Raw genomic sequence first — 21545 nt, 5'->3', positions numbered from 1 at the left:
GCTGAATATATTTTGGGGTTCAAAGAGGACACAAATGGCAAAAGTTATCGGTATCGACCTTGGCACGACCAACAGCTGCATCGCTGTGATGGACGGCGGCAAGCCCAAGGTTATCGAAAATGCGGAAGGTGCGCGCACCACGCCGTCGATCGTCGCCTTCGCCAAGGATGGCGAGCGCCTGATCGGCCAGCCGGCCAAGCGTCAGGCTGTCACCAATCCGGACAACACGATTTTCGCGGTGAAGCGCCTGATCGGCCGCCGCTTCGACGATCCCATGACCAAGAAGGACATGGAACTCGTCCCCTATGACATCGCCAAGGGTCCGAATGGCGACGCCTGGGTCAAGGCCGGTGGCGAGGAATATAGCCCGTCGCAGATCAGCGCCTTCATCCTGCAGAAGATGAAGGAAACTGCCGAGAGCTATCTGGGCGAAACCGTGACGCAGGCCGTCATCACCGTTCCCGCCTACTTCAACGACGCCCAGCGCCAGGCGACCAAGGACGCCGGCCAGATTGCGGGCCTCGAAGTGCTGCGCATCATCAACGAGCCGACCGCAGCCGCGCTCGCCTATGGCCTCGACAAGCAGGACGGCAAGACCATTGCCGTCTATGACCTTGGCGGCGGTACCTTCGACATCTCGATCCTGGAGATCGGCGATGGCGTGTTCGAAGTGAAGTCGACCAACGGCGACACCTTCCTGGGCGGCGAAGATTTCGACGCCAAGCTGGTCGAATATCTGGCTGCCGACTTCAAGAAGGCGGAAAGCATCGACCTCACCAAGGACAAGCTGGCCCTCCAGCGTCTGAAGGAAGCCGCTGAAAAGGCGAAGATCGAGCTGTCCTCGGCCCAGTCGACCGAAGTCAACCTGCCCTTCATCACCGCGGACCAGAATGGCCCCAAGCATCTGGTGAAGACGATCACCCGCGCCGATCTGGAGCGTCTGGTCGCCGACCTCATCAAGCGCACGATGGAGCCCTGCAAGAAGGCTCTGGCCGACGCCGGCGTGACCGCCAGCGAGATCAGCGAAGTCGTCCTCGTCGGCGGCATGACCCGCATGCCCAAGGTGCGCGAAGCCGTGAAGGAATTCTTCGGCAAGGAACCGCACACCGGCGTGAACCCGGACGAAGTCGTCGCCATGGGCGCCGCCATTCAGGCCGGCGTGCTGCAGGGCGACGTCAAGGACGTGCTGCTGCTCGACGTGACCCCGCTGTCGCTGGGCATCGAGACGCTGGGTGGCGTGTTCACCCGCATGATCGACCGCAACACCACCATCCCCGCCAAGAAGTCGCAGGTCTATTCGACCGCCGATGACAATCAGCAGGCGGTGACCATCCGCGTGTTCCAGGGCGAGCGTGAAATGGCGGCGGACAACAAGCTGCTCGGCCAGTTCGACCTGGTCGGCATCCCGCCGGCGCCGCGCGGCGTGCCGCAGATCGAAGTCACCTTCGACATCGACGCCAACGGCCTGGTCAACGTGTCCGCCAAGGACAAGGGCACCGGCAAGGAACAGCAGATCCGCATCCAGGCCTCGGGCGGCCTCAGCGACTCCGACATCGACCAGATGGTCAAGGATGCCGAGCGCTTCGCCGAAGAGGACAAGAAGCGTCGTGAAGCGGCCGAAGCCAAGAACAATGCCGAAAGCCTGGTTCACACGACCGAGGCGCAGCTGGCCGAACATGGCGACAAGGTCGACGCATCGCTGAAGGGCGAGATCGAAGCCGCGATTGCCGAAACCAAGTCGGCGATCGAAGGCGGCGACGCCGAAGCCATGAAGGCCAAGGCGCAGGAACTCGCGACCGTCGCGATGAAGCTGGGCCAGGCGATCTACGAGAAGGAGCAGGCTGCTGCAGCCTCGCCGGAGGCCGAAGCGCCGAAGGCCGATGACGGCGTCGTCGACGCCGAATTCTCCGAAGTGGACGACAACAAGGCGTAAGCCCCATGAAACGCTCCTCGACTTCGCTCCCGGCGGACAGGCTGGTTTCTGACCAGTGCATCCGTTCGGAGCGAGGCCGGGGACCGTGCGCGCCGAGGGCGAGATGACGACCGAAATCGACTATTACGAACTGCTCGAAGTAGAACGCACAGCCGACGGGGCCGCGATCAAGAGCGCCTATCGCAAGCTGGCGATGAAATATCACCCGGATAAGACCGGGGGCTGCACCGACAGCGAGGCCAAGTTCAAGGCCGTTTCCGAAGCCTATGACTGCCTGAAGGATCCGCAGAAGCGGGCGGCCTATGACCGGTTCGGTCATGCCGCGTTCAAGCAGCAGCAACAGGGCGGCGGTGGCGGATTCCACGGCGGCGCCGGCGGTTTCTCCGATCTTGGCGATATTTTCGAGACGATCTTTGGCCAGGCCGGCTTTGGCGGCGGTGGCGGACGCCAGCAGCAGCGCCGCGGCGCGGACCTGCGCTATGATCTCGAAATCACGCTGGACGAAGCCTATCATGGCAAGAAGACCGAGATCCAGATCGAGGTGTCGGCCGCCTGCGATAGCTGCGACGGTTCGGGCGCCCAGCCGGGCACCGGAGTCAAGACCTGCGGCACCTGCCAGGGGCATGGCCAGGTGCGGGCACAGCAGGGCTTCTTCGTGGTCGAGCGGACCTGCCCCAGCTGCCATGGCGCGGGCCAGGTGATTGAAAGCCCCTGCAAATCCTGTCGCGGCGAAGGCCGGGTCGATCGGCCCAAGACGCTGTCGGTCAATATCCCGGCGGGCGTCGACGAAGGCACCCGCATTCGCCTGTCCGGCGAGGGCGAGGCCGGTGCGCGTGGCGCGCCTGCGGGCGATCTCTACATCTTCCTGCATGTGAAGCGGCACAGCATCTTCGAACGGGATGGCACCACGCTTTTCTGTCGCGTTCCGGTCAGCATCACGACGGCGGCGCTGGGCGGGATGATCGAAGTGCCGGGCCTCGATGGCCAGCGGCATGAGATCAAGATCCCGAGCGGCATCCAGTCGGGCAAGCAGATCAAGCAGCGCGGCGCCGGCATGCCGGTGCTGAACGGCCGCGGTCAGGGCGACCTGGTCGTCCAGGTCGATGTCGAGACGCCGACCAAGCTGACGGCCAAGCAGCGCGAACTGCTGGAGGCCTTCCGCGAGACCGAGACCGGCGAGGAATGCCCGCAATCGAGCGGCTTCTTCGGTAAGCTCAAGGAATTGTGGGGGGACTGAACCTCCCCACTTGTCTGGTCAGGGCGTGGCGCTGGTGCGCCGCGCCCACCAGTAGAAGGGCAGGCCGCCCGCCATCAGCAGGAAGCTGGCGCCGCTGGGGATGAGGCCCGCGCCCCATAAAGTCCAGCAGGCATAGGCCAGGCCGACCGCTGCGGCGGGGACTGCAATCCGCAAGCGTAGCGCGGCCAGCGCACAACCCACATAAAGCCACAGGGTCGCCGATGTCGCGAGCAGCGCCATGGCGGTGAACAAGGCCACCAGTCCCTGCAGGCTGTTGGCGACCAGCAGCAGGCTGGCAAGGATGCTCGACAATATCAGTCCGCGCACCGGCGTGCCGCGCGCATCCGTGCCCGCCAGCCAGGCCGGCAGTTCGCCTGCGCGCGCCATCGCCAGCGGCACTTCGCCCTGCAACAGGGTCCAGCCATTGAGCGCGCCAAGGCAGCTGATGACGACGAAGGTCGCGATCAGGCTGGCGGGGCCGGCCGACCAATAATGGGTGACATAGGCGCCGAATGGTGATCCGGTCTGGCTTTCGGCGCCGGGCAAAGTGAGGGCGATGCCGGAGCACACGAACAGATAGAGCAGGCCGGTGACCGCCGTGCCGATCATCGTCGCGCGCGGCACGGTGCGGGCGGGGTCCTTGACCTTGTCGGCCGCGACCGAGGCGGATTCGAAACCGAGCAATGCCCACAGCGTCAGTGCCGCCGCTGCCGTGATGCCGCTGCCGGTAAAGCCCTGGGCTGGGAAGGGCACGATTTCCGCCGTGCCGCGCCCGATCGTCAGCGCCAGCAGCACCAGCACGACCAGGATGGGCACGACCTTGATGATCGTCGTCACCAGTTGGGCGGTGCCTGCGGCATGGGCGCCGCGCAGGTTGATCGCGGTGGTCAGCCAGATGAAGCCGATCGAACAGAGCGCGCCCATGCCCGGCCGATTGAGAATCGGCAGCAGACTGGACAGGTTGGCGGTGGCTGCGACCGCGATCGTCACATTGGTGATGATGATCGACAGCCAGTAGATCCAGCCGATCGCGAAGCCGGCCAGCGGACCATAGGCGCGCGCGCTCATCTGCGCGGCATTGGCATCGGGCATGGCGACCGTCAGCCGGGCGATCACAAAGGCCAGGATCAAGGAGCCGGCAATGGTGAAGACCCAGGCGGCGACCGCATCCCAGCCGAAGGGGGCGAGCGCAGCGGGCAGCAGGAACACGCCCGATCCGATCATATTGCCCATGACCAGCGCGATGCAGGCGGCCAGCCCCAGCGTCCGCACCGGGCGGTGGGGGATCACATCCTGTGCCGGCGGCGGGCTGTCCATCATCCCTGTCTATCGGTGAAAGCGGGGTAGGGCCAGCACGGATCGTTGCGCCTTCGTTCGGACTTGCATGGCGGCGCGCTTCGGGTGATCCTTGGCCAAGGATAGGGCAGGAGAGGCGGGACATGCGATCGATCGCGACAGGCGCGTTGATGCTTCTGTCCTCGTCGCTCGTCGCGGCCGATGCGGACGATCCGATCATCGTCACTGCCGCCAAGCTGCGCAAGGTCGGCATCGACTATGATGTGCGCGGCCGCGACCTCGTCCGCTGCACGATCACGCGCAGCAGCGGCGAGGATCGGGTCGATCAGGCGATGTGCGAGTTCGTGCGCCAGTGCGTCGCCGATGGCCATGGACGACGGCGCGAGGCACAGGCCTGCGTCAGCGACCGGATCGCGGCGCTGGTTGATGCGGATATGGAGGCGGAGGATGTGGTCCTTGTTCGTCCCGCTGCGCTGGAGCAGGCTCGGCAACCGGTCGCTTCGGTCGCGCTGCCCGGTCCGCAGATCAGCCTGCCGCCGGCCGAGCGGGACGCGGATATTCTCGTGACCGGATCGCGCTACCGGATCAGGCCGGGTCTGTGGGAGATCGAGAAGGGGCGGATATTCAGCCAGACGCGGGGGCTTCCAACGACTGGCCCCCGCCCGTCACGGGCGCCGCCGCCGGCGCCGCCGGGTTATCGCTATCAGCTATGCCTCAGCCGCAGCGATGCGGAGACGCTGCAGCAATTTGTCGACGATCATTTCGAGCGCGAGGGACACCAGGGCTGCATGCTGGCGCGCATGGAGGTGGAGGAGGGGCGGCTGAGTGTCACCCGCTCCTGTCCTTCACGTTATGGCACGATCGATATGCGATTGAGTGCGCAGTTGACGGCCGAGCGGATTGAAGGGTTGATGCTCGCCAACACCGACACCGGGCGTTTTCAAACCGAGGCGCGATACCTGCTCAACGGCCGCCGCATCGGCGAATGCCCGCCCTCCCAGCCCGAAGGCACGGCAGGGCGGGATTAAGGCTGATTAGGCCGCCCGGAACATGTCCGGGTCTAGCGCCATCAGCGTGTCGGCGCCGCCCTCGATCTTGCGGCGGAGCGAACCGGCGTCGGGCATGATGCGCTCGGCAAAGAAGCGCGCGGTGACCAGTTTGGCTTCCAGGAAGCCGGCATCGCCCTCGCCCGCGTCGAGCAGGCCGGTGGCGGCCTTCGCCATGCGCAGCCACATCAGGCCGGTGGCGACGATGCCCAGGATATGCATGTAATGATGCGCGCCGGCCCCGGCATTGTCGGGGTTCTTCATCGCGTTCTGCATCAGCCACATGGTCGCCGCTTCGAGCTGGCCCTTGGCCTTTTCGAGCGCATCGGCGAAGCTCGCCAGCTTCTCATTGCCCTTGGCCTCGGCGATTTCGGTGGCCAGGATCTTGAGGAAGGCCTGGAGCGCGCGGCCGCCATTCATCGGCAGCTTGCGGCCGACCAGGTCCATCGCCTGCACGCCATTGGTGCCTTCATAGATCTGGGCGATGCGGGCGTCGCGGACATACTGCTCGACGCCATTTTCCCAGATATAGCCATGGCCGCCGAACACCTGCTGGCTCGACACCGCAACGTCGAAGCCCTTGTCGGTGCCATAGCCCTTGATCACCGGGGTCAGCAGCTGGAGCAGATCGTCGGCCGCCTGACGCTCTTCCTCGGTCGCGGCGCTATGTGACAGGTCATGCTGCAATGCGCCCCACAGGATCAGCGCGCGCAGGCCCTCGGTCAGCGCCTTGCCTTCCATCAGCATGCGGCGGACATCGGGGTGGACGAACAGCGTGTCGGCCTTTTCTTCCGGCTCCTTGGGGCCGGTGAGCGCGCGGCCCTGGCGACGGTCCTTGGCATAATGGACGGCGTTCTGGAACGCGATCTCGCCCTGGCCCAGGCCCTGCAGGCCGACGCCCAGGCGGGCGGCGTTCATCATGATGAACATGGCGGCCAGGCCCTTATTCTCTTCGCCGACCAGCCAGCCCTTGGCGCCGTCATAGTTCATGACGCAGGTGGCGTTGCCGTGGATGCCCATCTTATGTTCGAGCGAGCCGCAGGACACGGCATTGCGGTCGCCCAGCGAGCCGTCTTCATTGACGATGAACTTGGGCACGACGAACAGCGAGATGCCCTTGCTGCTGTCGGGCGCACCCGGCGTCTTGGCGAGGACGAGGTGGATGATATTCTCCGCCAGGTCATGTTCGCCGGCCGAGATGAAGATCTTGGTGCCGCTGATCGCGAAGCTGCCATCGCCGTTCGGCACGGCCTTGGTCTTGATGAGGCCGAGGTCAGTGCCGGAATGCGGCTCGGTCAGGTTCATCGTGCCGGTCCAGACGCCCGACACCATGTTCGGCAGATAGGTGGCCTTCTGCTCGTCGCTGCCCTTGGCGATCAGCGCGGCGATCGCGCCGGCGGTCAGGCCATGATACATTTCGAACGCCTGGTTGGCCGACAGCACATATTCGGTGACGGCAGTGGCGACGACGTTGGGCAGGCCCTGGCCGCCAAATTCGGTCGGCGCGTGCAGCGTGGTCCAGCCGCCCTCGACAAACTGGTCATAGGCGGCCTTGAAACCGGTCGGCGTGGTAACGCTGCCGTCGGCATGACGGGTGCAGCCTTCCTTGTCGCCCACGGCGTTGATCGGAAACAGCACTTCCGACGCGATCTTGCCGCCTTCGGTCAGGATCGCCTCGACCAGATCGGGGGTCGCATTCTCGAAACCGGGCAGATTGGCGTAGCGCTCCAGCCCGACGACATGGTCGAGCACGAAGCGGGTGTCGCGGACAGGGGCGTTGTAGCTGGGCATGAATCTTCTCCAGGCGTTTTTGTTCTGCTGCGGGGGAGCCGACGATGCGGCTCCGGCTTATTTCTCGATCGTTCCGATGAAGCTCGCCAGTTCGGCGATGGCGGCATCGATATCGTCCTTCTGGCGGGTCAGAAGGTCGATGCGCGCACGGCACTTGTCGATCGTCACGCGGCGCTGTTCTTCATGACCCTCGTCGGCGTCATAGAGGTCGATCATCTCGCGAATATCGTTGAGGCTGAAGCCCACGCGCTTGCCGCGCAGGATCCAGGCAAGGCGGGCGCGGTCGCGGCGCGAATAGACGCGGGCCAGGCCCTGGCGCTCCGGTGCGATCAGCCCTTCATCCTCATAGAAGCGCAGGGCACGGGCGGTGACGCCGAACTCCTCGCTGAGGTCGGTGATGCTGTAGCTCTGCTGGTCACGGTCATCGGGAAGCTCGATGCCGGCAATGCTGGTGCGCGTGTTCATGAGCAAAGACTATGACGGCTTTACGTTTACGTCAAGGTTAGAAGATGCGCAGGACGATCGGCCGTGCCACGGCCTCGGGGAATAGCATTTCGGGCGATTTGCGACTATGGGCGGCGCCATGATCCGTCTTTCCGGTTTGAAACTGCCCCTCGACCATCCGGCCGAGGCGATGCCCGTCGCCATCTGCGAACGCCTGGGGCTGGAGCCGCAGCAATTGCTTGGCCACAGCGTCGTGCGGCGCGGCAATGATGCGCGCCGCCGCAGCGCGATCCAGCTGGTCTACACGCTCGACATCGACGTGGCGGACGAGGCGGCAGTGCTGGAGCGTTTTGCCAAGGACCATGATGTCCGGCCGACGCCCGACACCAGCTACAAGTTCGTCGCGCATGTGCCCGACGGCTGGCAGGGCAAGCGCCCGGTGGTGATCGGGGCGGGGCCGTGCGGCCTGTTCGCCGGCCTGATCCTGGCGCAGATGGGGTTCAAGCCGATCATCCTGGATCGCGGCAAGGTGGTGCGCGAGCGGACCAAGGACACCTGGGGCCTGTGGCGCCGGGCCGAGCTCAACCCCGATAGCAACGTCCAGTTCGGCGAAGGCGGCGCCGGCACCTTCTCCGACGGCAAGCTCTATTGCCGGGTCAAGGATCCCCGCTTCCTGGGCCGCAAGGTGTTGGAGGAGTTCGTCGCCGCCGGCGCGCCTGACGATATCTTGTGGGAGGCGCACCCCCATATCGGCACCTTCCGTCTGGTCTCGATGGTCGAAGCGATGCGCAAGCAGATCGAGTCGCTCGGCGGCGAATATCGCTGGCAGCACCGCGTCGACGATCTGGTGCTGGAACGGCAGGGCGACGGCACGCAGAAATTGCGCGGGCTGGTCCTGCACGACGGCAGCGTGATCGAGGCGGATCATGTTGTGATGGCAGTGGGCCACAGCGCTCGCCCGACCTTCGAGATGCTGCACGGCAAGGACGTGCATATTGAACCCAAGCCTTTTTCGATCGGCGTGCGGATCGAGCATCCGCAAAGCTGGGTCGACAAGGCGCGCTATGGCAATTGCGCCGGCCATCCCGACTTGGGCGCGGCGGCCTATAGCCTCGCCCATCACTGCGCCAACGGCCGCACCGTCTACAGCTTCTGCATGTGTCCGGGTGGCCGGGTGGTCGCCGCCACTTCGGAGGAAGGGCGCGTCGTCACCAATGGCATGAGCCAGTATAGCCGCGCGGAATTCAACGCCAATTCGGGGCTGGTCGTCGGCATCGATCCGGCGCGCGATTTCCCCGAGGGGCCATTGGCGGGGATCGAGCTGCAGCGCCATTGGGAAAGCCTGGCCTATGTCGCGGGTGGTTCTTCCTATTGGGCGCCGGGGCAGACGGTCGGCGACTTCCTCGCGCGTCGGCCTTCGACCCAGCTGGGGTCGGTCGTGCCGTCCTACAAACCGGGCGTGACGCCGACCGACCTGTCGCTCTGTCTGCCCGATTATGTGATCGAAGCGTTTCACGAGGCGCTGCCGGCGTTCGGCCGTCAGATCGCCCGCTATGACGATCCCGAAGCGGTGATGACCGGTGTGGAAACCCGCACATCCTCGCCGATCCGCATCACGCGCGGCAAGGATTTTCAGAGCCTCAACGTTGCCGGCCTCTACCCGGCGGGCGAGGGCGCGGGCTATGCCGGGGGTATCCTGTCGGCGGCGATCGACGGCATCAAGGTGGCCGAGGCGGTGGCGGTTCAGATGGTGGCGGCGTGACCGAAATCCTGTCGAGCCGCGCCTTGTATGAAGGCTGGCTCAACCTGCGGCTGATGCGGCTGCGGATGGACGACGGCGTGGAGTGCGAGCGCCATGTGGTGGAGATGCGCCGTGCCGTTGCGGTGCTGCCCTATGATCCGGAACGGCGAGTTGCGCTGGTCGTCTCCATGCCGCGCACGCCGGTGATGCTCGCGGGCCTGCCCGACATGCTGGAGGCGATCGCCGGCATATTGGAGGATGAACCCGCCGATTGCGCCCGGCGCGAGGCGCTGGAGGAAGCAGGCGTGGCGCTCGGTGCATTGGAACCGGTCGGCCAGATCTGGAGCATCCCCAGCGTCGTCACCGAAAAGATCGATTATTTCCTGTCGCCCTATCGCGCGGCGGACCGTGTCGCGGATGGTGGTGGCCTGGTCGAGGAGCAGGAGAATATCCTGGTCCACGAACTGCCGCTTGCCGACCTGTGGCGCCGCTTCGAGGCGCAGCAATTGCAGGATGGCAAGCTGGTGATCCTGCTGCTGACGCTGCGCGCGCGCCACCCGGCCCTGTTCGATCCACTGTCCGAAAACTGAAGCCATTTCGTAACGACGCTGTCGCCGGATCGACCAACCGGCGTCATCGCACCGTCAATCCAGCGTAACGGGCGTGCGCTATTGCGGCGCCATGCTGAACCCGATCGACCGTTGCATGCGCATCTCCCCGGCCGACAAGGCCCGGCTGCGCCTCCTGTTCCTGGCCAAGCATGCCTGCAAGGGCGGCGGGGCCGACAGCGTGGATGGCAATCATGCCGTCTATCATCATGAGATGCGATCGACGCTGGAGGCGATCGGCCTCCATGTCGCGGTCGCCGACAGCTATGATGCGCTGTTCGACAAGCCCGATGTCGACTTCGTCGTCACCCTGCTCAATCGCGGCGGCTTCCAGAATAGCGAGATGCTGGCGCCGCTGCTGCTGTCCTGGCGCGGCGTGCCTTTCCTGGGCGCAAGTCCGATCCTGCGTGGCGTGTCGGACGACAAATATCTCTCCAAGCTGATCGCCCGTGCTCATGGCGTACCGACCATGCCGGCGCGCATCCTGCGCCGCGGCGCGATGCCGTCCGGCCCGGAATTTCAGGCGGAACGGCTGGTGGTGAAGCCCAACGCCTCCTCGGCCTCCTGGGGCCTCGCGATGGTCGACAGCTGGGCGGAGGCTCATGCCCATGCCGATCATCTCCATGGCCTGGGCCATGATGTGCTGGTCGAGGCTTGGGCGCCCTTGCTCGACGTGGCCGTGCCGGTCGTCGGCGGCAGCGGTGGCCAGCCCTGGATTCTCCCGCCGATGATGTATGTGCCGGCCGATCCGCATCGCGAGCGCAGCTATGAGGAAAAGCGCGGCCTGATCGATGCGGGCGATGATCCGCTGATCCTGGTCGAGGATCATGACCTGCGCGCGCGGCTGGAGGACATGACCCGCCGCCTGCTGCCCGAACTCTGGCCGTTCGACTATGGCCGGTTCGAGTATCGCTATGATCCGGCGTCGGGTGAGCTGCTGTTCATGGAAGTTAACCTGTCCTGCAATCTGTGGTCGAAGAAGACGATCTCGCGCTCGGCCGCGTCGATCGGCGTCGATCATCAGAGCCTGGTCGAAACCATCGTCGCGCACAGCCTGGCCCGCCATGGCCTGCTGACCGAAATGCCGGTGCTGGAGGCGGCCTGATGCCCGGCACGGCAACGGCGCTGGTGCTCGCCGGCAAGCGCGACGGCGCGACCGATCCGCTCGCGCAGGCGGCGGGCGTCACCCATAAATGCCTGGTCCCGGTGGTCGGCCAGCCGATGCTGGTCCATGTGATCGAGGCGCTGGCAGCCAGCCCCCGCATTGGCGAAATCCGGGTCGCGATCGAGGATGTGGCGGTGCTCGACACACTGCCGCAACTGCGCGGACTGCGGAATACGGGCCGGCTGGTCGCGATTCCTGCCCGGCCCAATCTGGTCGATTCCGTCCTGGCGGCGGCCGATGGCGCGCGCTTCCCGCTGCTCATCACCACCGCCGACAATGTGCTGCTGACGCCCGATGCACTGGCCGAAATGCTGGACGGCTGCGCCGCGCAGGGGGCGAACGCCGGCGTCGCCTTCACCCGCCGCGCGTCGGTGCTGGCGGCGCATCCGCAGGGACAGCGCAAATTCTATCACTTTGCCGACGACGAATTTTCCAACTGCAACACCTATTGGCTGAAGGATGCAAAGGCGCTGGCGGCGGCTGAGACCTTCCGCTCGGGCGGGCAGTTCGTGAAGCACCCGATGCGGATCATCGGCGCCTTCGGCCTTATCAACCTGATCCGTTTCCGCTTCGGCATCGGCACGCTGGGCCAGGCCTTTGCGCGCTTCTCCCGCCGCTTCCGCATGGTGATCGCGCCGGTGATCCTGAGCGACGGCGCGGTCGCGATCGACGTCGACAATGCGCGCAGCCATGGCGTGGCAAGCGAATTGCTGGAGCGGCGGCTGGCGCGGGTCGAGGCGGCCTGACCCTTGTTCACGCTGCGTGCGCTGCCCCCGGCAGACGGCAATAGCCTGCTGGCGGCCTATCATGACGGGTTGCGCCGCCACTGGCCGGTCGGTCGCCGGACGATTGCCCGCCTGATCGCGGCGAGCGGGCGCAGTGGCTGGGCCGCATCGGAACGGCGCCTGCTGTGCGATGCGGTGCGGGCGCAGGGGCTCAGCATGCGCGATCGCAAGGGGCTGCATCGGCTGCTCAATCCCGGCGCCTTCCCGGCCGAAGCCAATCCGCTCAAGAACAAGCAGCTTTTCGCCCGCCATGCCGTGGCGGCGGGATTGCCGGTGCCCGACAGTTTCGCGCTGGAGACGAGTGATATTGCCACCTGGCTGCATGGCCAGAGCGCCATCATCGCCAAGCCCAGTTACTGCTCCAAGGGGCAGGGCGTCGTGCGCTTCGCAAAGAAGGGCGGGCGCTGGGAAGGCGCGGAAGGGCCGATCACCGACGATGCGCTGCGCGCGCGCCTGCTGGCGCTCTGGGCCGCCGGCGGGGTGATCCAGCGCTGCCTGGCTACCCATGACGCGCTGGCGGATATGTCGCCAGGCGCACTGCCGACCTTGCGGGTGGTCACCTGCCTGGACGAGGTCGGCACGCCCGAGACCTGCGCGCTGGCGCTGCGCCTGTCCGCCGGGGGCGGGCGCCCTGTGGATAATTTCAACGCCGGCAATCTGGTGCTGTCAGTCGATGTCGACGGGCGCTGCGGCCCGGCATGGCAGGCGGGACCGGACGGCACGCCGATCCGCTGCGACCGGCATCCGCAAACCGGCACGCCCATCAGCGGCCGGCCGGTGCCCGATCTCGATGCCGCCGTGGCATTGGCCTTGCGGGCGCATCTCGCCTTTCGATCGGGCTTTACCGTGATCGGCTGGGATGTCGGTCTGACGCCGGACGGTCCGGTGCTGGTCGAGGGCAACTGGAACCCAGGCACCGACATCATGCAATTGGTAAGCGGCCGGGGGCTGGCCGACAGCCGGCTGGGCGCGCTCTATTGCCATCATCTGCGCCATCTGCCGGCGCAGCGCTGGCAGGCGGCCGGCGCGATCGAGCGCGACGCGCGCCGGGCGTGATCATCCTCTATGTCCATGCGCTGGCCGCGACCGGCGTGGTGCGCAATGTCCGTATCCTGGCGACTGAACTGGCGGCGCGCGGTCTGGCGGTCGAACTGGTGACGGCGCTGCCGGGCGGCGAAGGCGTGACCGGCGTGCCGCATCATGTGCTGCTGGCCGGGCCAAACCCGTCGCGCCCGCGCGAAAAGGTGCAGGCGATCGCAGCGCTTCGGCGGCATTTGCGATCGCGGGGGCAAGCGACGCTGATTTCGGCGGGCAATCATGGCCATGGCACGGCCTGGGCGGCGAGCCAGGGGCTGTGCGACGTGCGGCGCATCTATCGCATCAGCAACGACATCATGCGCAATGCGGCGGGCGCGCCGTCGGGCGGGCTTGGGCGCCTCGGCCGCACCGCGATGGCGCGGTTGCTGGCGCGCGATGCCGATCATCTGGTGCTGGTGTCGCCCACCCTGGCGGATACGCCTGCCTTTGCCGGCGCGGTGCGGGCGGGCAAGGTGGCGGTGATCCCCAATGGCATCGATGCCGATGCCGCCCGCTTCCTGGCGGACGGGCCGGTGCCGCATCGCTGGATGGGCCGCCAGCCGCCGGTGATCCTCGCGATCGGCCGGCTGGCGCCGCAGAAGAATTTCGCCACCTTGCTCGCGGCCTTTGCGCTGCTGCGGCAGCAGCGACCGGCACGGCTCATCATCCTGGGCGAAAGCCGCGACCGCGCCCGCGACAGCCTGGGGGCGCAGGCGGCGGCGTTGGGCGTGGCCGAGCATATCGACCTGCCCGGCACGGTCGACAACGTCTTCCCCTGGCTCGCCCATGCCGATGCCTTCGTCCTGCCGAGCTGGTGGGAGGGATCGCCCAATGTGTTGCTGGAGGCGATGGCTGTGGACGTGCCCATCGTTGCATCATGCAGCGCGGGCAATGCGGCCGACCTGCTGGACCATGGGCGCTGCGGCCTGCTGGTCGACCCGGCCGATGCGGCGGCGATGGCCGATGCGCTGGCCCGGCAGCTCGATCTCGCCACCGCAATCCGCCCCGGCGACCGGATCGACCATTTCGGCCTGGAGGCGCTGTCCGATGCCTGGGTGCGGCTGCTGCGCTAGCCTTGTCGGAATTGCCGTGGCGTCTGCCCGGTCCAGCGCTTGAACGCACGGCCGAAGCTGGTCTGTTCGGCATAGCCCAGCCGCTCCGCCACCTCGTCGATCGGCATCGGTGTCTGGCGCAGATAGATGCGGGCGAGTTGCTCGCGCTGTTCCTCGACCAGATCGCTGAAATGCAGGCCATGGGCGGCGAGCCGGCTTTGCAGCGTCCGCACCGACAGGCCCATCCGGTCGGCGCAGCGCTCGATCGCGCATGTCCCGGCCGGCAGCGCGCCGCGCACATAGGATCGCGCCCGTTCCGCCATGTCGGCATGGTTGAACAGGCGCAGCCGGCCCAGATAGCCGCCGACCAGCCGATAGGTCAGCCGATTGGCCGTTGCGATCGGCAGGTCGAGCAAGGCGGCGGAAAAGCCGATCGCGCTGGCCGGTGCGCGGGGGCGGACGGCCGTGCCCAGCAACGCCTCTATCTCGATCAGTTCGCGCGGGCTGGGATCGGCCGAAAATTGCACCCAGGCGGCGCGGAAGCGCTGTCCGCTGACGGTCCGCAACAGCAGCAGGATCAGCATCATCGCCTGATAATTGGCCTGGTCGTTGAAGCCGAGATCGGCGCCGACTACCCAGCGCAGTTCGGCCATGCCGCCATCGTCCACCAGTTCCAGCTGCGCCTCGGGCGAATGGGCGACCGGCAGGTAGCGGATCAGGCTGGCGATCGCGGCGCGCAGGTCCGGCGCGGCGCGGCAGACGGCGGTGACGCTGCCGAAAATATCGGCGTCCTGGGTGGCGGCAAGGTGCAGGCCGAACAGCGGATCGTCGAACAACAGGCTGCAATATTCGAACATCGCCGCCACCTGCTGGCAGGCGATATGGCTGTCGGGATCGGCCAGCACCATCGGGTCGAGGCCATGCTGGGCGAGAATGCGGCGCGGCGCCCCACCGCGCGCGCGGACATAGTCGGAAAAGCCGCGCAGATTGGCCGCGCGCATCTGGCCGGCGGCCGGCACCGCCTCCAGCGGGCCTTCCAGCCCGAAGAAAAAATCCTGCTCCTCCATCGCGCGCCTGTCTGTCTGCTTGTTACTTCGCTGCGTATTATATCGATAAAGCTGCGCCTAATGCCAATACGCCATCGCCGCCCCGTGCCAGCCTGCCGGGCATAAGAGAGATGGGAGAGAGCGGCATGGCCAGGGCAAGCGCGGCAGCGCTCAAGCGCGAGGCGGCGCAGTTCGTGCATTATGAGAAGGACCGGGCGCGCAAGATCGCGACCGTCACTTTCGACCGGCCGGGCAAGGCCAACACGACGACGATCGGCATGCGCCTGCTGTTCGGCGAGATCGTCCACAAGGCGAATATCGACGATGATGTGAAGGTGCTGGTGATCCGCGGCGCCGGCCAGGATCTGGGATCGGGCGGCGACATCAACGAACATGGCGACATGTATCTGCATCCCGGCGCGGAGGATGATTTCCTGCCCGACCTGGAGATTGACGATCCCGACGTGCGCTATCCGCCGCCCGGTTCCTATCGCTTTCTCCATGGCCTGACCGACCATTATGCCAAGGGCTATGCCGGCAACCGGCCGCTGCAGGAATTCAAGAAGATCAGCATCGTGGAGGCCAAGGGCTATTGCTATGGCTGGCATTTCTACCAGTGCGCCGATGCCGACCTGATCGTCTCGTCCGACGACGCGCTCTTTGGCCATCCCTCCTTCCGCTATGCCGGCTGGGGGCCGCGCATGTGGCAATGGCTGGAAATGGTCGGCATCCGCCGCTTTTCCGAAATGCTGTTCACCGGCCGGCCTTTCACCGCCGCCGAGATGATGGACTGCAACTTCGTCAACAGCGTCGTGCCGCGCGACGCGCTGGAGGCGGAGACGGACAAATATGCCGATGCCTGCGCCCGCACCCGGCCGCTCGACGTGGTGGTGGCGCAAAAGACCTTCATCGAGGCCTATAAGCAGTATCGCGGCGAATATATGGGCAGCCTGCTCACCGGCTGGCTGGAAGGCATGCTGCCGCTGATGAAGAGCGACCGGCCGACCGATATCGATCTGGGCGCCGGCGGTTTCGACCAGGGCATCGCCCATACCGTCAAGAATAACGACCTCAACTACCCCCCGGAATGGCGGCTGAGCCGCGCCGGGCGGGCGCAACGTTGAAAGGCGCGGATGCGATGATCGAAACGCTCTTCAGCCTCGACCGGGGCAATTATCACGAATGCCAGCACCTGTTTCGCGGCGAGCGCGAGCAGGAATATTATCGCGGCGATTACTGGATGGAGGAAGGCTCCATCATCGACGTGGAGGCACGGCGCAAGCCCGCCGGCCCCAGCGCGGCGATCCTGCTGCGATCGGCCACCCGCCTCTTCTTCCGCCGTACCCGCCAGCACATCCGCGAGGATGGCACCGACCTCACCGTCCTGTGGTTCGTCAAGCGCGGCCGGCTGGTCTTTTCCAACCAGCTTGGCAGCCGGGCCGCCCAATATGGCGATTTCCTGATGACGCGATCGACCGCGCCATTTCTGATCGAATGCCAGCCCGATGCGCAGGGCGTGCATGAGGTGCTGCATGTGACGGTACCGACCCATGTGCTGCGCGGCTTCGTCGATTGCGATGCCGGGGCGGGCATATTGCTGCCGATGCAGCGGGCGGAACTTGGGATCGCCGATGGCATCCTGGCTGGCCTGTTCCAGCGCGACGCCGATGTGGCGGAGGAAACCACGCAGACCCTCGTGGAAGCGGCATTGGCGGTGATCGGCCAGGGGCTGCGCCATGATGTGCGCGCGGTGCCGCCGCGTCCCTCCGTCGCGGAGAAGCGCTTTGCCGATGTGCGCCGCTTCGTCGAGGTCCATCTGTCCGATCCGGGCCTGTCCGCCGCGATGACGGCCAAGGGCTGCGGCATTTCGCCGCGCTATCTCACCACCCTGCTCAAGCAGAATGGCACCAGCTTTTCCGACCTGATCTGGCAGCGCCGGCTGGAGCAGGCGCGGGCCTGGATGGCGCGATCGGACGCGGCCAGCATCTCGATCAGCGAGATCGCCTATGCCGTCGGCTTCAAGAGCCCGGCCCATTTCAGCCGCATGTTCAAGCGCGTCTATGCCCGCAACCCCAGCGACTATCGCGCGGAGGCCGCTCCGCCGCCGGTTGCGCTGCATTGAGCGGCAGGGACACATGACCATGCAGGGCAACATTACCCAACCGCCGGTCCTGATCGGCAACACCGCCTATGTCTCGCAATCCTATGCCGATGCCGAGGCCGCGAAACTATGGCCCAAAGTCTGGCAGGTTGCCTGTCGCGAAGAGGAAATCCCCGAGGTCGGCGACTATGTCACCTATGACATTGTTGATGACTCGATCATCGTCGTGCGCGCCGCGCCCGACCGGATTGCCGCCTATTTCAACGTCTGCCGCCATCGCGGTAGGCAACTGACCGAAGGGTGCGGCAATGCGAAGCGGCTGGTCTGCCCCTTCCATGCCTGGAGCTGGGATCTGGACGGCAATAATGTCGGCGTGGTCCGCAAGGATGCCTGGGGCGACGGCCTGAAGGCCGATGACCTGCGCCTGCGCGACGTGCGCGTCGACAGCTGGGGCGGCTGGGTATTCGTCTGCATGGACCCCGACGCGCCGCCGCTGCGCGACTATCTGGAGCCGGCGGCATCGATGCTCGACCCGTTCGAGCTGGAGCAGATGCGCTATCGCTGGCGCCAGTGGCTGCATTTCCCCTGCAATTGGAAGGTTGCGATCGAGGCGTTCAACGAGGGCTATCATGTTGCCGGCACCCATCCGCAACTGACCAAATATTCGCCCAAGCCGACCTGGAGCGACGGGCGCGGCATCCATGGCGTGTTCGGATCGCAGGCGCGCGAGGGCACCGGTGGCGCGACCGCTGGCGCGGCTGGCGCGGCCGACATGCGGCAGGGGCTGGCCGATTCGCTCAACCAGCTGTGGGAGGAGGTGAACGGCACCACCACCGAGACGATGGTGCGGGTCGCCAATCTGCTGGTCGAGGAACTGCCCGATGGCACGCCGCCCGCCGAGGTGCAGATGCACCTGATGCGCCGTACGGTGGAGGAGGACGCCAAGCGCGGTGTCGCCTGGCCGCGCATCGACCCGGCCCATTTCGCCGCGGCGGGCAATGTCTGGCACATCTTCCCCAACACGGTGATCATCCACGGACCGACCTTCGCGCTCTGCTATCGCGCCCGGCCCGACGGCCATGATCCCGATCGCTGCATCTTCGAGGTCTATACGCTCGAACGCTTCCCCGAAGGCACCGAGCCGCGCCCCGCCAATCTCCACAAGCCGGACATGGACGAGGCCAGCTGGCGCAAGGTGCTGTGCCAGGATTTCTCCAACATGGGGGCGGTGCAGCGGGGCCTGCGCTCGCGCGGCTGCGACGGGCTGCGGCCCAGCCCGGTCGAGGAACGGGCGATCATCAATTTCCACCGCGTGCTGGCCGACTATCTCGGCACCGGCGCGCCGCAAGTGATCGAGTAGGACATCATGGCCGATATGGATGTGCAGGACAGCAAGCTGACGCTGGATACTAGCGATGTCGACCAGTGGGTCGGCAAGCCGGTGATCTTCGCCGAGATGTGGGACGCCTGCAATGCGACCGACATTCGCCGCTGGGTGCAGGCGATGGACTATCCCAATCCGATTCATTGGGACGAGCAATTTGCCCGCGCCTCCCGCTTCGGCGGCATCGTCGCGCCGCAGAGCTTCACCGTGGCGATGGACTATGGCCATGGTTGCCACCCGGCCTGTGTGGGCAAGGTGCCGGGCACCCACCTGATCTTCGCGGGCGAGGAATGGTGGTTTTATGGCACCCCGGTCCGCCCCGGCGACAAGCTGGTGCAGAGCCGCCGCTTCGACGGCTATTCGATTGCCGACACCGGCTTTGCCGGCCCGACCATGTTCGCGCGCGGCGACACGATCCACCGCAACCAGCATGGGGCGCTGGTGGCCAAGGAACAGGCGACCGCGATCCGCTATCTGGTGGAGGAAGCCAATCGGCGCGGCGTCTATGCCAAGGAGAAGCGCAGCCCCCGGCGCTGGACCAAGGCGGAACTGGCGGAGATTCACAAGGCGCGCCACGACTGGATCCTGTCCAACCGCGACGGCCATTCGCCTGCCTATGGCGATGTCAAGGTCGGCGACCGGCTGCCGCGCCGGGTGATCGGCCCGCATTCGGTGGTCAGCTTCGCCAATGAATGCCGCGCCCATCGCCAGAATATCTGGGGGACTTGGCGCTGGAACGCGCCCGAGGGCATCCATGATCCGGCGACCGAGGATGCCGGCTTCGGCGCCGACATGAGCTATGACCATGAGGCGCGCAAGATCGACCCGCGCATGGGCGACGGTCTCTATCACGGCCCGTCATCGGGCCATATCAATGCCGAAAAGGCGGAGAATGTCGGCATGGGCGGCGCCTATGGCTATGGCGCGTCGATGAATGCCTGGCACCTCGACACGGTCGCCTATTGGGCCGGCCATGGCGGTTATGTCTGGCACAGCAAGACCCAGTTCCGTTCCCCCGCGTTCGAGGGTGACGTCACCTGGGTCGATGGCGAAGTGGTGGAAAAGATCGACCGTTCCCCCTTCGGCATGCCGGTGGTCAAGGTCCGCACCACGATGACCACTCAGGATGGCGAGGAGATATTGAAGGGCACGGCCCAGGTGGAGTTGCCCTATTGAGCGCGCCGCTTTCGCTGGTTCATGGCCCCCCGCTGGCGCAGGAGCCGGGGCAGGGCGCGCAGACCATCCCCGCCTATCTCGACGCGGTGCGGGCGCGGCACGGCGCGCGCGATGCGGTGGTGATGCGCACGGCGGATCGGCGCATCTGCTGGAGCTATGACGAACTCCATGCCCGGTCCGTGGCGGTGGCGAGGGCGCTGATCGCGGCCGGTCTCGGCAAGGACGGCCGGGTCGGCGTGCTGATGGCGAATCGACCCGAATATCTCGCCAGCGTCTTCGGCATCGCCATGGCGGGTGGCGTCACCGTGGCGCTCAGCAGCTTTTCGAGCGCGGAGGAACTGAGCCATCTGATCCAGGCCTCGGCGATCGGCATCCTCCTCTTCGACACGCGGGTGATGAAGAAGGATTTTGCCGCCATGCTGGCCGGCATCGACAAGGGGCCGTTTCTCCATCGGCTGGTGCAACTCGACAGCGTCACCGATGCCGATCCGCCCGCGCCGGGCTATGAAGGCTGGGACGCTTTCCTGGCCAGCGGCGCGGCGGTGCCCGATGCGCAGGTGGCGCAGCGCGCTGCGACCGTCACTCCGTCCGACCATGGCGGCATTTTCTTTTCGTCCGGCACGACCAGCCTGCCCAAGGGCATCGTCCATGCCCAGCGCGCCTTCTGCATCCAGTGGTGGCGCTGGCCGCGCGTCTTCGCGATGCGCGAACCGGTGGTGAGCTGGACCGGCAACGGCCTGTTCTGGTCGGGCAATATCAGCCTGGTGATCGGCACTGCGCTGTCGACCGGCGGCACCGCCGTGCTGCAACCGGTGTTCGACGCCGCCGCCGCGCTCGACGTGATCGAGCAGGAGCGCGTCACCTTCCTCACCGGCCGGCCGCACCAATGGGCGCGGGTGCAGGCGGCGGACAATTGGTCCAGCGCGGACCTTTCCAGCCTCAAATATGTGACCAAGGGCGAGCTGATCGGCGAACATCCCACGGTCGACACCGACTGGACCACGCCCATGGCCTTCGGCACGACCGAGACGATGACGATCTGCACGGCGTTCGATGCGGACACGTCCGACGCGGAGTATGGCGGCAGCGCCGGCGCGCCGCTGCCGGGCAACAGCCTGAAGATCGTCGATCCGCTGACCCGCGCGATCTTGCCGCTGGGGCAGGCGGGGGAGATGTGCATCAAGGGGCCGACCCTGATGTCGGGCTATCTGGGCAAGGCGCCGGAAGAGTGTTTCGACGCGGAGGGCTATTACCGCACCGGCGACGGCGGACGGGTGGACGAACAGGGGCGCTTCTTCTGGGAAGGGCGCCTGACAGACATGATCAAGACCGGTGGCGCCAATGTCGCGCCGGAGGAAGTGGACGCGGCGATCGCCACCTTCCCCGGCGTCAAGCGCAGCCAGACCGTCGGCGTGCCCGACGAGTTGCTGGGCGAGATGGTGGTCGCCTGCATCGTTCCGGTCGATGGTGCGCGGGTGACGGAAAGCGATCTGATCGCCCATCTCAAGGCGCGCATGGCCAGCTTCAAGGTGCCGCGTCGGGTGCTGTTGCTGGACGAGGCCGATTTCGCCCTGACCGGCAATGAGAAGGCCAAGGCCGCCGATATTCGCGCGGTCGCGGTGGCGCGGCTCAGCCATCCATAGCGCTGGCCTATGGGCACCCC

Annotated in this window: 18 protein-coding genes; 14 read left to right on the top strand and 4 right to left on the bottom strand. The window is 66.3% G+C overall.

Annotated elements, in window-relative coordinates; translation table 11 throughout:
* Positions 1-34 precede the first annotated feature (34 nt).
* Together dnaK and dnaJ are read left to right on the top strand one after the other, a co-directional pair.
* A complete protein-coding gene (gene dnaK, locus N6H05_RS25000; protein WP_004210200.1) occupies positions 35-1933 on the top strand; it encodes a molecular chaperone DnaK in 1899 nt (632 codons plus the stop codon).
* 103 nt (positions 1934-2036) lie between these two features.
* Positions 2037-3170: a molecular chaperone DnaJ gene (dnaJ, locus tag N6H05_RS24995; protein WP_284112184.1), complete on the top strand. Its 1134-nt coding sequence runs from the start codon at positions 2037-2039 to the stop codon at positions 3168-3170.
* Positions 3171-3188: 18 nt separating this feature from the next.
* Here the strand turns inward: dnaJ and N6H05_RS24990 are convergent, their stop codons facing one another.
* Entirely contained in the window at positions 3189-4487 is a 1299-nt protein-coding gene (locus N6H05_RS24990; RefSeq protein ID WP_284114309.1) for an APC family permease, read from the bottom strand.
* 122 nt (positions 4488-4609) lie between these two features.
* Here N6H05_RS24990 and N6H05_RS24985 point away from each other — a divergent pair, with 122 nt between their 5' ends.
* Positions 4610-5494: a DUF3617 domain-containing protein gene (locus tag N6H05_RS24985; RefSeq protein WP_284112183.1), complete on the top strand. Its 885-nt coding sequence runs from the start codon at positions 4610-4612 to the stop codon at positions 5492-5494.
* Positions 5495-5500: 6 nt separating this feature from the next.
* Here N6H05_RS24985 and N6H05_RS24980 read toward each other — a convergent pair whose 3' ends face one another.
* Entirely contained in the window at positions 5501-7303 is a 1803-nt protein-coding gene (locus N6H05_RS24980) for an acyl-CoA dehydrogenase C-terminal domain-containing protein (protein ID WP_284112182.1), read from the bottom strand.
* A 57-nt stretch (positions 7304-7360) separates the two neighbouring features.
* A complete protein-coding gene (locus N6H05_RS24975; RefSeq protein ID WP_004210206.1) occupies positions 7361-7768 on the bottom strand; it encodes a MerR family transcriptional regulator in 408 nt (135 codons plus the stop codon).
* A 118-nt stretch (positions 7769-7886) separates the two neighbouring features.
* Between N6H05_RS24975 and N6H05_RS24970 the strand changes: the two genes are divergently transcribed.
* The 6 genes from N6H05_RS24970 to N6H05_RS24945 all read left to right on the top strand — a co-directional run bounded on the left by N6H05_RS24970 (position 7887) and on the right by N6H05_RS24945 (position 14196).
* On the top strand, positions 7887-9509 hold the full coding sequence (locus N6H05_RS24970) for an NAD(P)/FAD-dependent oxidoreductase (protein ID WP_284112181.1): 1623 nt from the start codon (positions 7887-7889) through the stop codon (positions 9507-9509).
* Entirely contained in the window at positions 9506-10078 is a 573-nt protein-coding gene (locus tag N6H05_RS24965) for an NUDIX domain-containing protein (RefSeq protein ID WP_284112180.1), read from the top strand. The genes N6H05_RS24970 and N6H05_RS24965 overlap by 4 nt, the downstream gene beginning before the upstream one ends.
* Before the next feature lie 91 nt (positions 10079-10169).
* A complete protein-coding gene (locus N6H05_RS24960; protein WP_284112179.1) occupies positions 10170-11201 on the top strand; it encodes a D-alanine--D-alanine ligase family protein in 1032 nt (343 codons plus the stop codon).
* Positions 11201-12007: an NTP transferase domain-containing protein gene (locus N6H05_RS24955; protein WP_284112178.1), complete on the top strand. Its 807-nt coding sequence runs from the start codon at positions 11201-11203 to the stop codon at positions 12005-12007. Before N6H05_RS24960 ends, N6H05_RS24955 begins: the two co-directional genes overlap by 1 nt.
* Before the next feature lie 3 nt (positions 12008-12010).
* Positions 12011-13102, top strand: coding sequence for a sugar-transfer associated ATP-grasp domain-containing protein (locus N6H05_RS24950; protein WP_284112177.1), 1092 nt, complete (start codon positions 12011-12013; stop codon positions 13100-13102).
* On the top strand, positions 13099-14196 hold the full coding sequence (locus N6H05_RS24945) for a glycosyltransferase (RefSeq protein WP_284112176.1): 1098 nt from the start codon (positions 13099-13101) through the stop codon (positions 14194-14196). The genes N6H05_RS24950 and N6H05_RS24945 overlap by 4 nt, the downstream gene beginning before the upstream one ends.
* On the opposite strand, the gene N6H05_RS24940 is transcribed toward N6H05_RS24945, so the two are convergent.
* The gene (locus N6H05_RS24940; RefSeq protein WP_284112174.1) at positions 14193-15242 is read right to left on the bottom strand and encodes an AraC family transcriptional regulator; all 1050 of its coding nucleotides are present in this window, start codon (positions 15240-15242) and stop codon (positions 14193-14195) included. The genes N6H05_RS24945 and N6H05_RS24940 overlap by 4 nt on opposite strands.
* A gap of 125 nt (positions 15243-15367) precedes the next feature.
* On the opposite strand from N6H05_RS24940, the gene N6H05_RS24935 reads away from it, so the two are divergent.
* From N6H05_RS24935 to N6H05_RS24915, 5 genes are read left to right on the top strand one after another with little or no spacing between them, the layout of a single operon-like run.
* Positions 15368-16345: an enoyl-CoA hydratase/isomerase family protein gene (locus tag N6H05_RS24935; protein ID WP_284112173.1), complete on the top strand. Its 978-nt coding sequence runs from the start codon at positions 15368-15370 to the stop codon at positions 16343-16345.
* 14 nt (positions 16346-16359) lie between these two features.
* Entirely contained in the window at positions 16360-17343 is a 984-nt protein-coding gene (locus tag N6H05_RS24930; protein WP_284112172.1) for an AraC family transcriptional regulator, read from the top strand.
* A gap of 19 nt (positions 17344-17362) precedes the next feature.
* Complete coding sequence (locus N6H05_RS24925) at positions 17363-18682, top strand: aromatic ring-hydroxylating oxygenase subunit alpha (RefSeq protein WP_284112171.1); 1320 nt, start codon at positions 17363-17365, stop codon at positions 18680-18682.
* 6 nt (positions 18683-18688) lie between these two features.
* Positions 18689-19882, top strand: a complete 1194-nt coding sequence (locus tag N6H05_RS24920) for an FAS1-like dehydratase domain-containing protein (protein WP_284112170.1) — start codon at positions 18689-18691, stop codon at positions 19880-19882.
* Positions 19879-21525, top strand: coding sequence for a class I adenylate-forming enzyme family protein (locus tag N6H05_RS24915; protein ID WP_284112169.1), 1647 nt, complete (start codon positions 19879-19881; stop codon positions 21523-21525). The genes N6H05_RS24920 and N6H05_RS24915 overlap by 4 nt, the downstream gene beginning before the upstream one ends.
* The last annotated feature ends 20 nt before the right edge of the window (positions 21526-21545 follow it).

Origin of the sequence: Sphingobium sp. WTD-1, assembly GCF_030128825.1 — a bacterium.
In the GTDB taxonomy this organism is placed as follows: Bacteria; Pseudomonadota; Alphaproteobacteria; order Sphingomonadales; family Sphingomonadaceae; genus Sphingobium.
This window is presented reverse-complemented; position numbering and strand designations above follow the sequence as displayed.

What these genes read in the sequence shown, in the direction of transcription:
- dnaK (WP_004210200.1), top strand. Translation starts at nt 35, where the DNA reads ATGGCAAAAGTTATCGGTATCGACCTTGGCACGACCAACAGCTGCATC.
- dnaJ (WP_284112184.1), top strand. Translation starts at nt 2,037, where the DNA reads ATGACGACCGAAATCGACTATTACGAACTGCTCGAAGTAGAACGCACA.
- N6H05_RS24990 (WP_284114309.1), bottom strand. Translation starts at nt 4,487, where the DNA reads ATGGACAGCCCGCCGCCGGCACAGGATGTGATCCCCCACCGCCCGGTG.
- N6H05_RS24985 (WP_284112183.1), top strand. Translation starts at nt 4,610, where the DNA reads ATGCGATCGATCGCGACAGGCGCGTTGATGCTTCTGTCCTCGTCGCTC.
- N6H05_RS24980 (WP_284112182.1), bottom strand. Translation starts at nt 7,303, where the DNA reads ATGCCCAGCTACAACGCCCCTGTCCGCGACACCCGCTTCGTGCTCGAC.
- N6H05_RS24975 (WP_004210206.1), bottom strand. Translation starts at nt 7,768, where the DNA reads ATGAACACGCGCACCAGCATTGCCGGCATCGAGCTTCCCGATGACCGT.
- N6H05_RS24970 (WP_284112181.1), top strand. Translation starts at nt 7,887, where the DNA reads ATGATCCGTCTTTCCGGTTTGAAACTGCCCCTCGACCATCCGGCCGAG.
- N6H05_RS24960 (WP_284112179.1), top strand. Translation starts at nt 10,170, where the DNA reads ATGCTGAACCCGATCGACCGTTGCATGCGCATCTCCCCGGCCGACAAG.
- N6H05_RS24955 (WP_284112178.1), top strand. Translation starts at nt 11,201, where the DNA reads ATGCCCGGCACGGCAACGGCGCTGGTGCTCGCCGGCAAGCGCGACGGC.
- N6H05_RS24940 (WP_284112174.1), bottom strand. Translation starts at nt 15,242, where the DNA reads ATGGAGGAGCAGGATTTTTTCTTCGGGCTGGAAGGCCCGCTGGAGGCG.
- N6H05_RS24935 (WP_284112173.1), top strand. Translation starts at nt 15,368, where the DNA reads ATGGCCAGGGCAAGCGCGGCAGCGCTCAAGCGCGAGGCGGCGCAGTTC.
- N6H05_RS24930 (WP_284112172.1), top strand. Translation starts at nt 16,360, where the DNA reads ATGATCGAAACGCTCTTCAGCCTCGACCGGGGCAATTATCACGAATGC.
- N6H05_RS24925 (WP_284112171.1), top strand. Translation starts at nt 17,363, where the DNA reads ATGCAGGGCAACATTACCCAACCGCCGGTCCTGATCGGCAACACCGCC.
- N6H05_RS24920 (WP_284112170.1), top strand. Translation starts at nt 18,689, where the DNA reads ATGGCCGATATGGATGTGCAGGACAGCAAGCTGACGCTGGATACTAGC.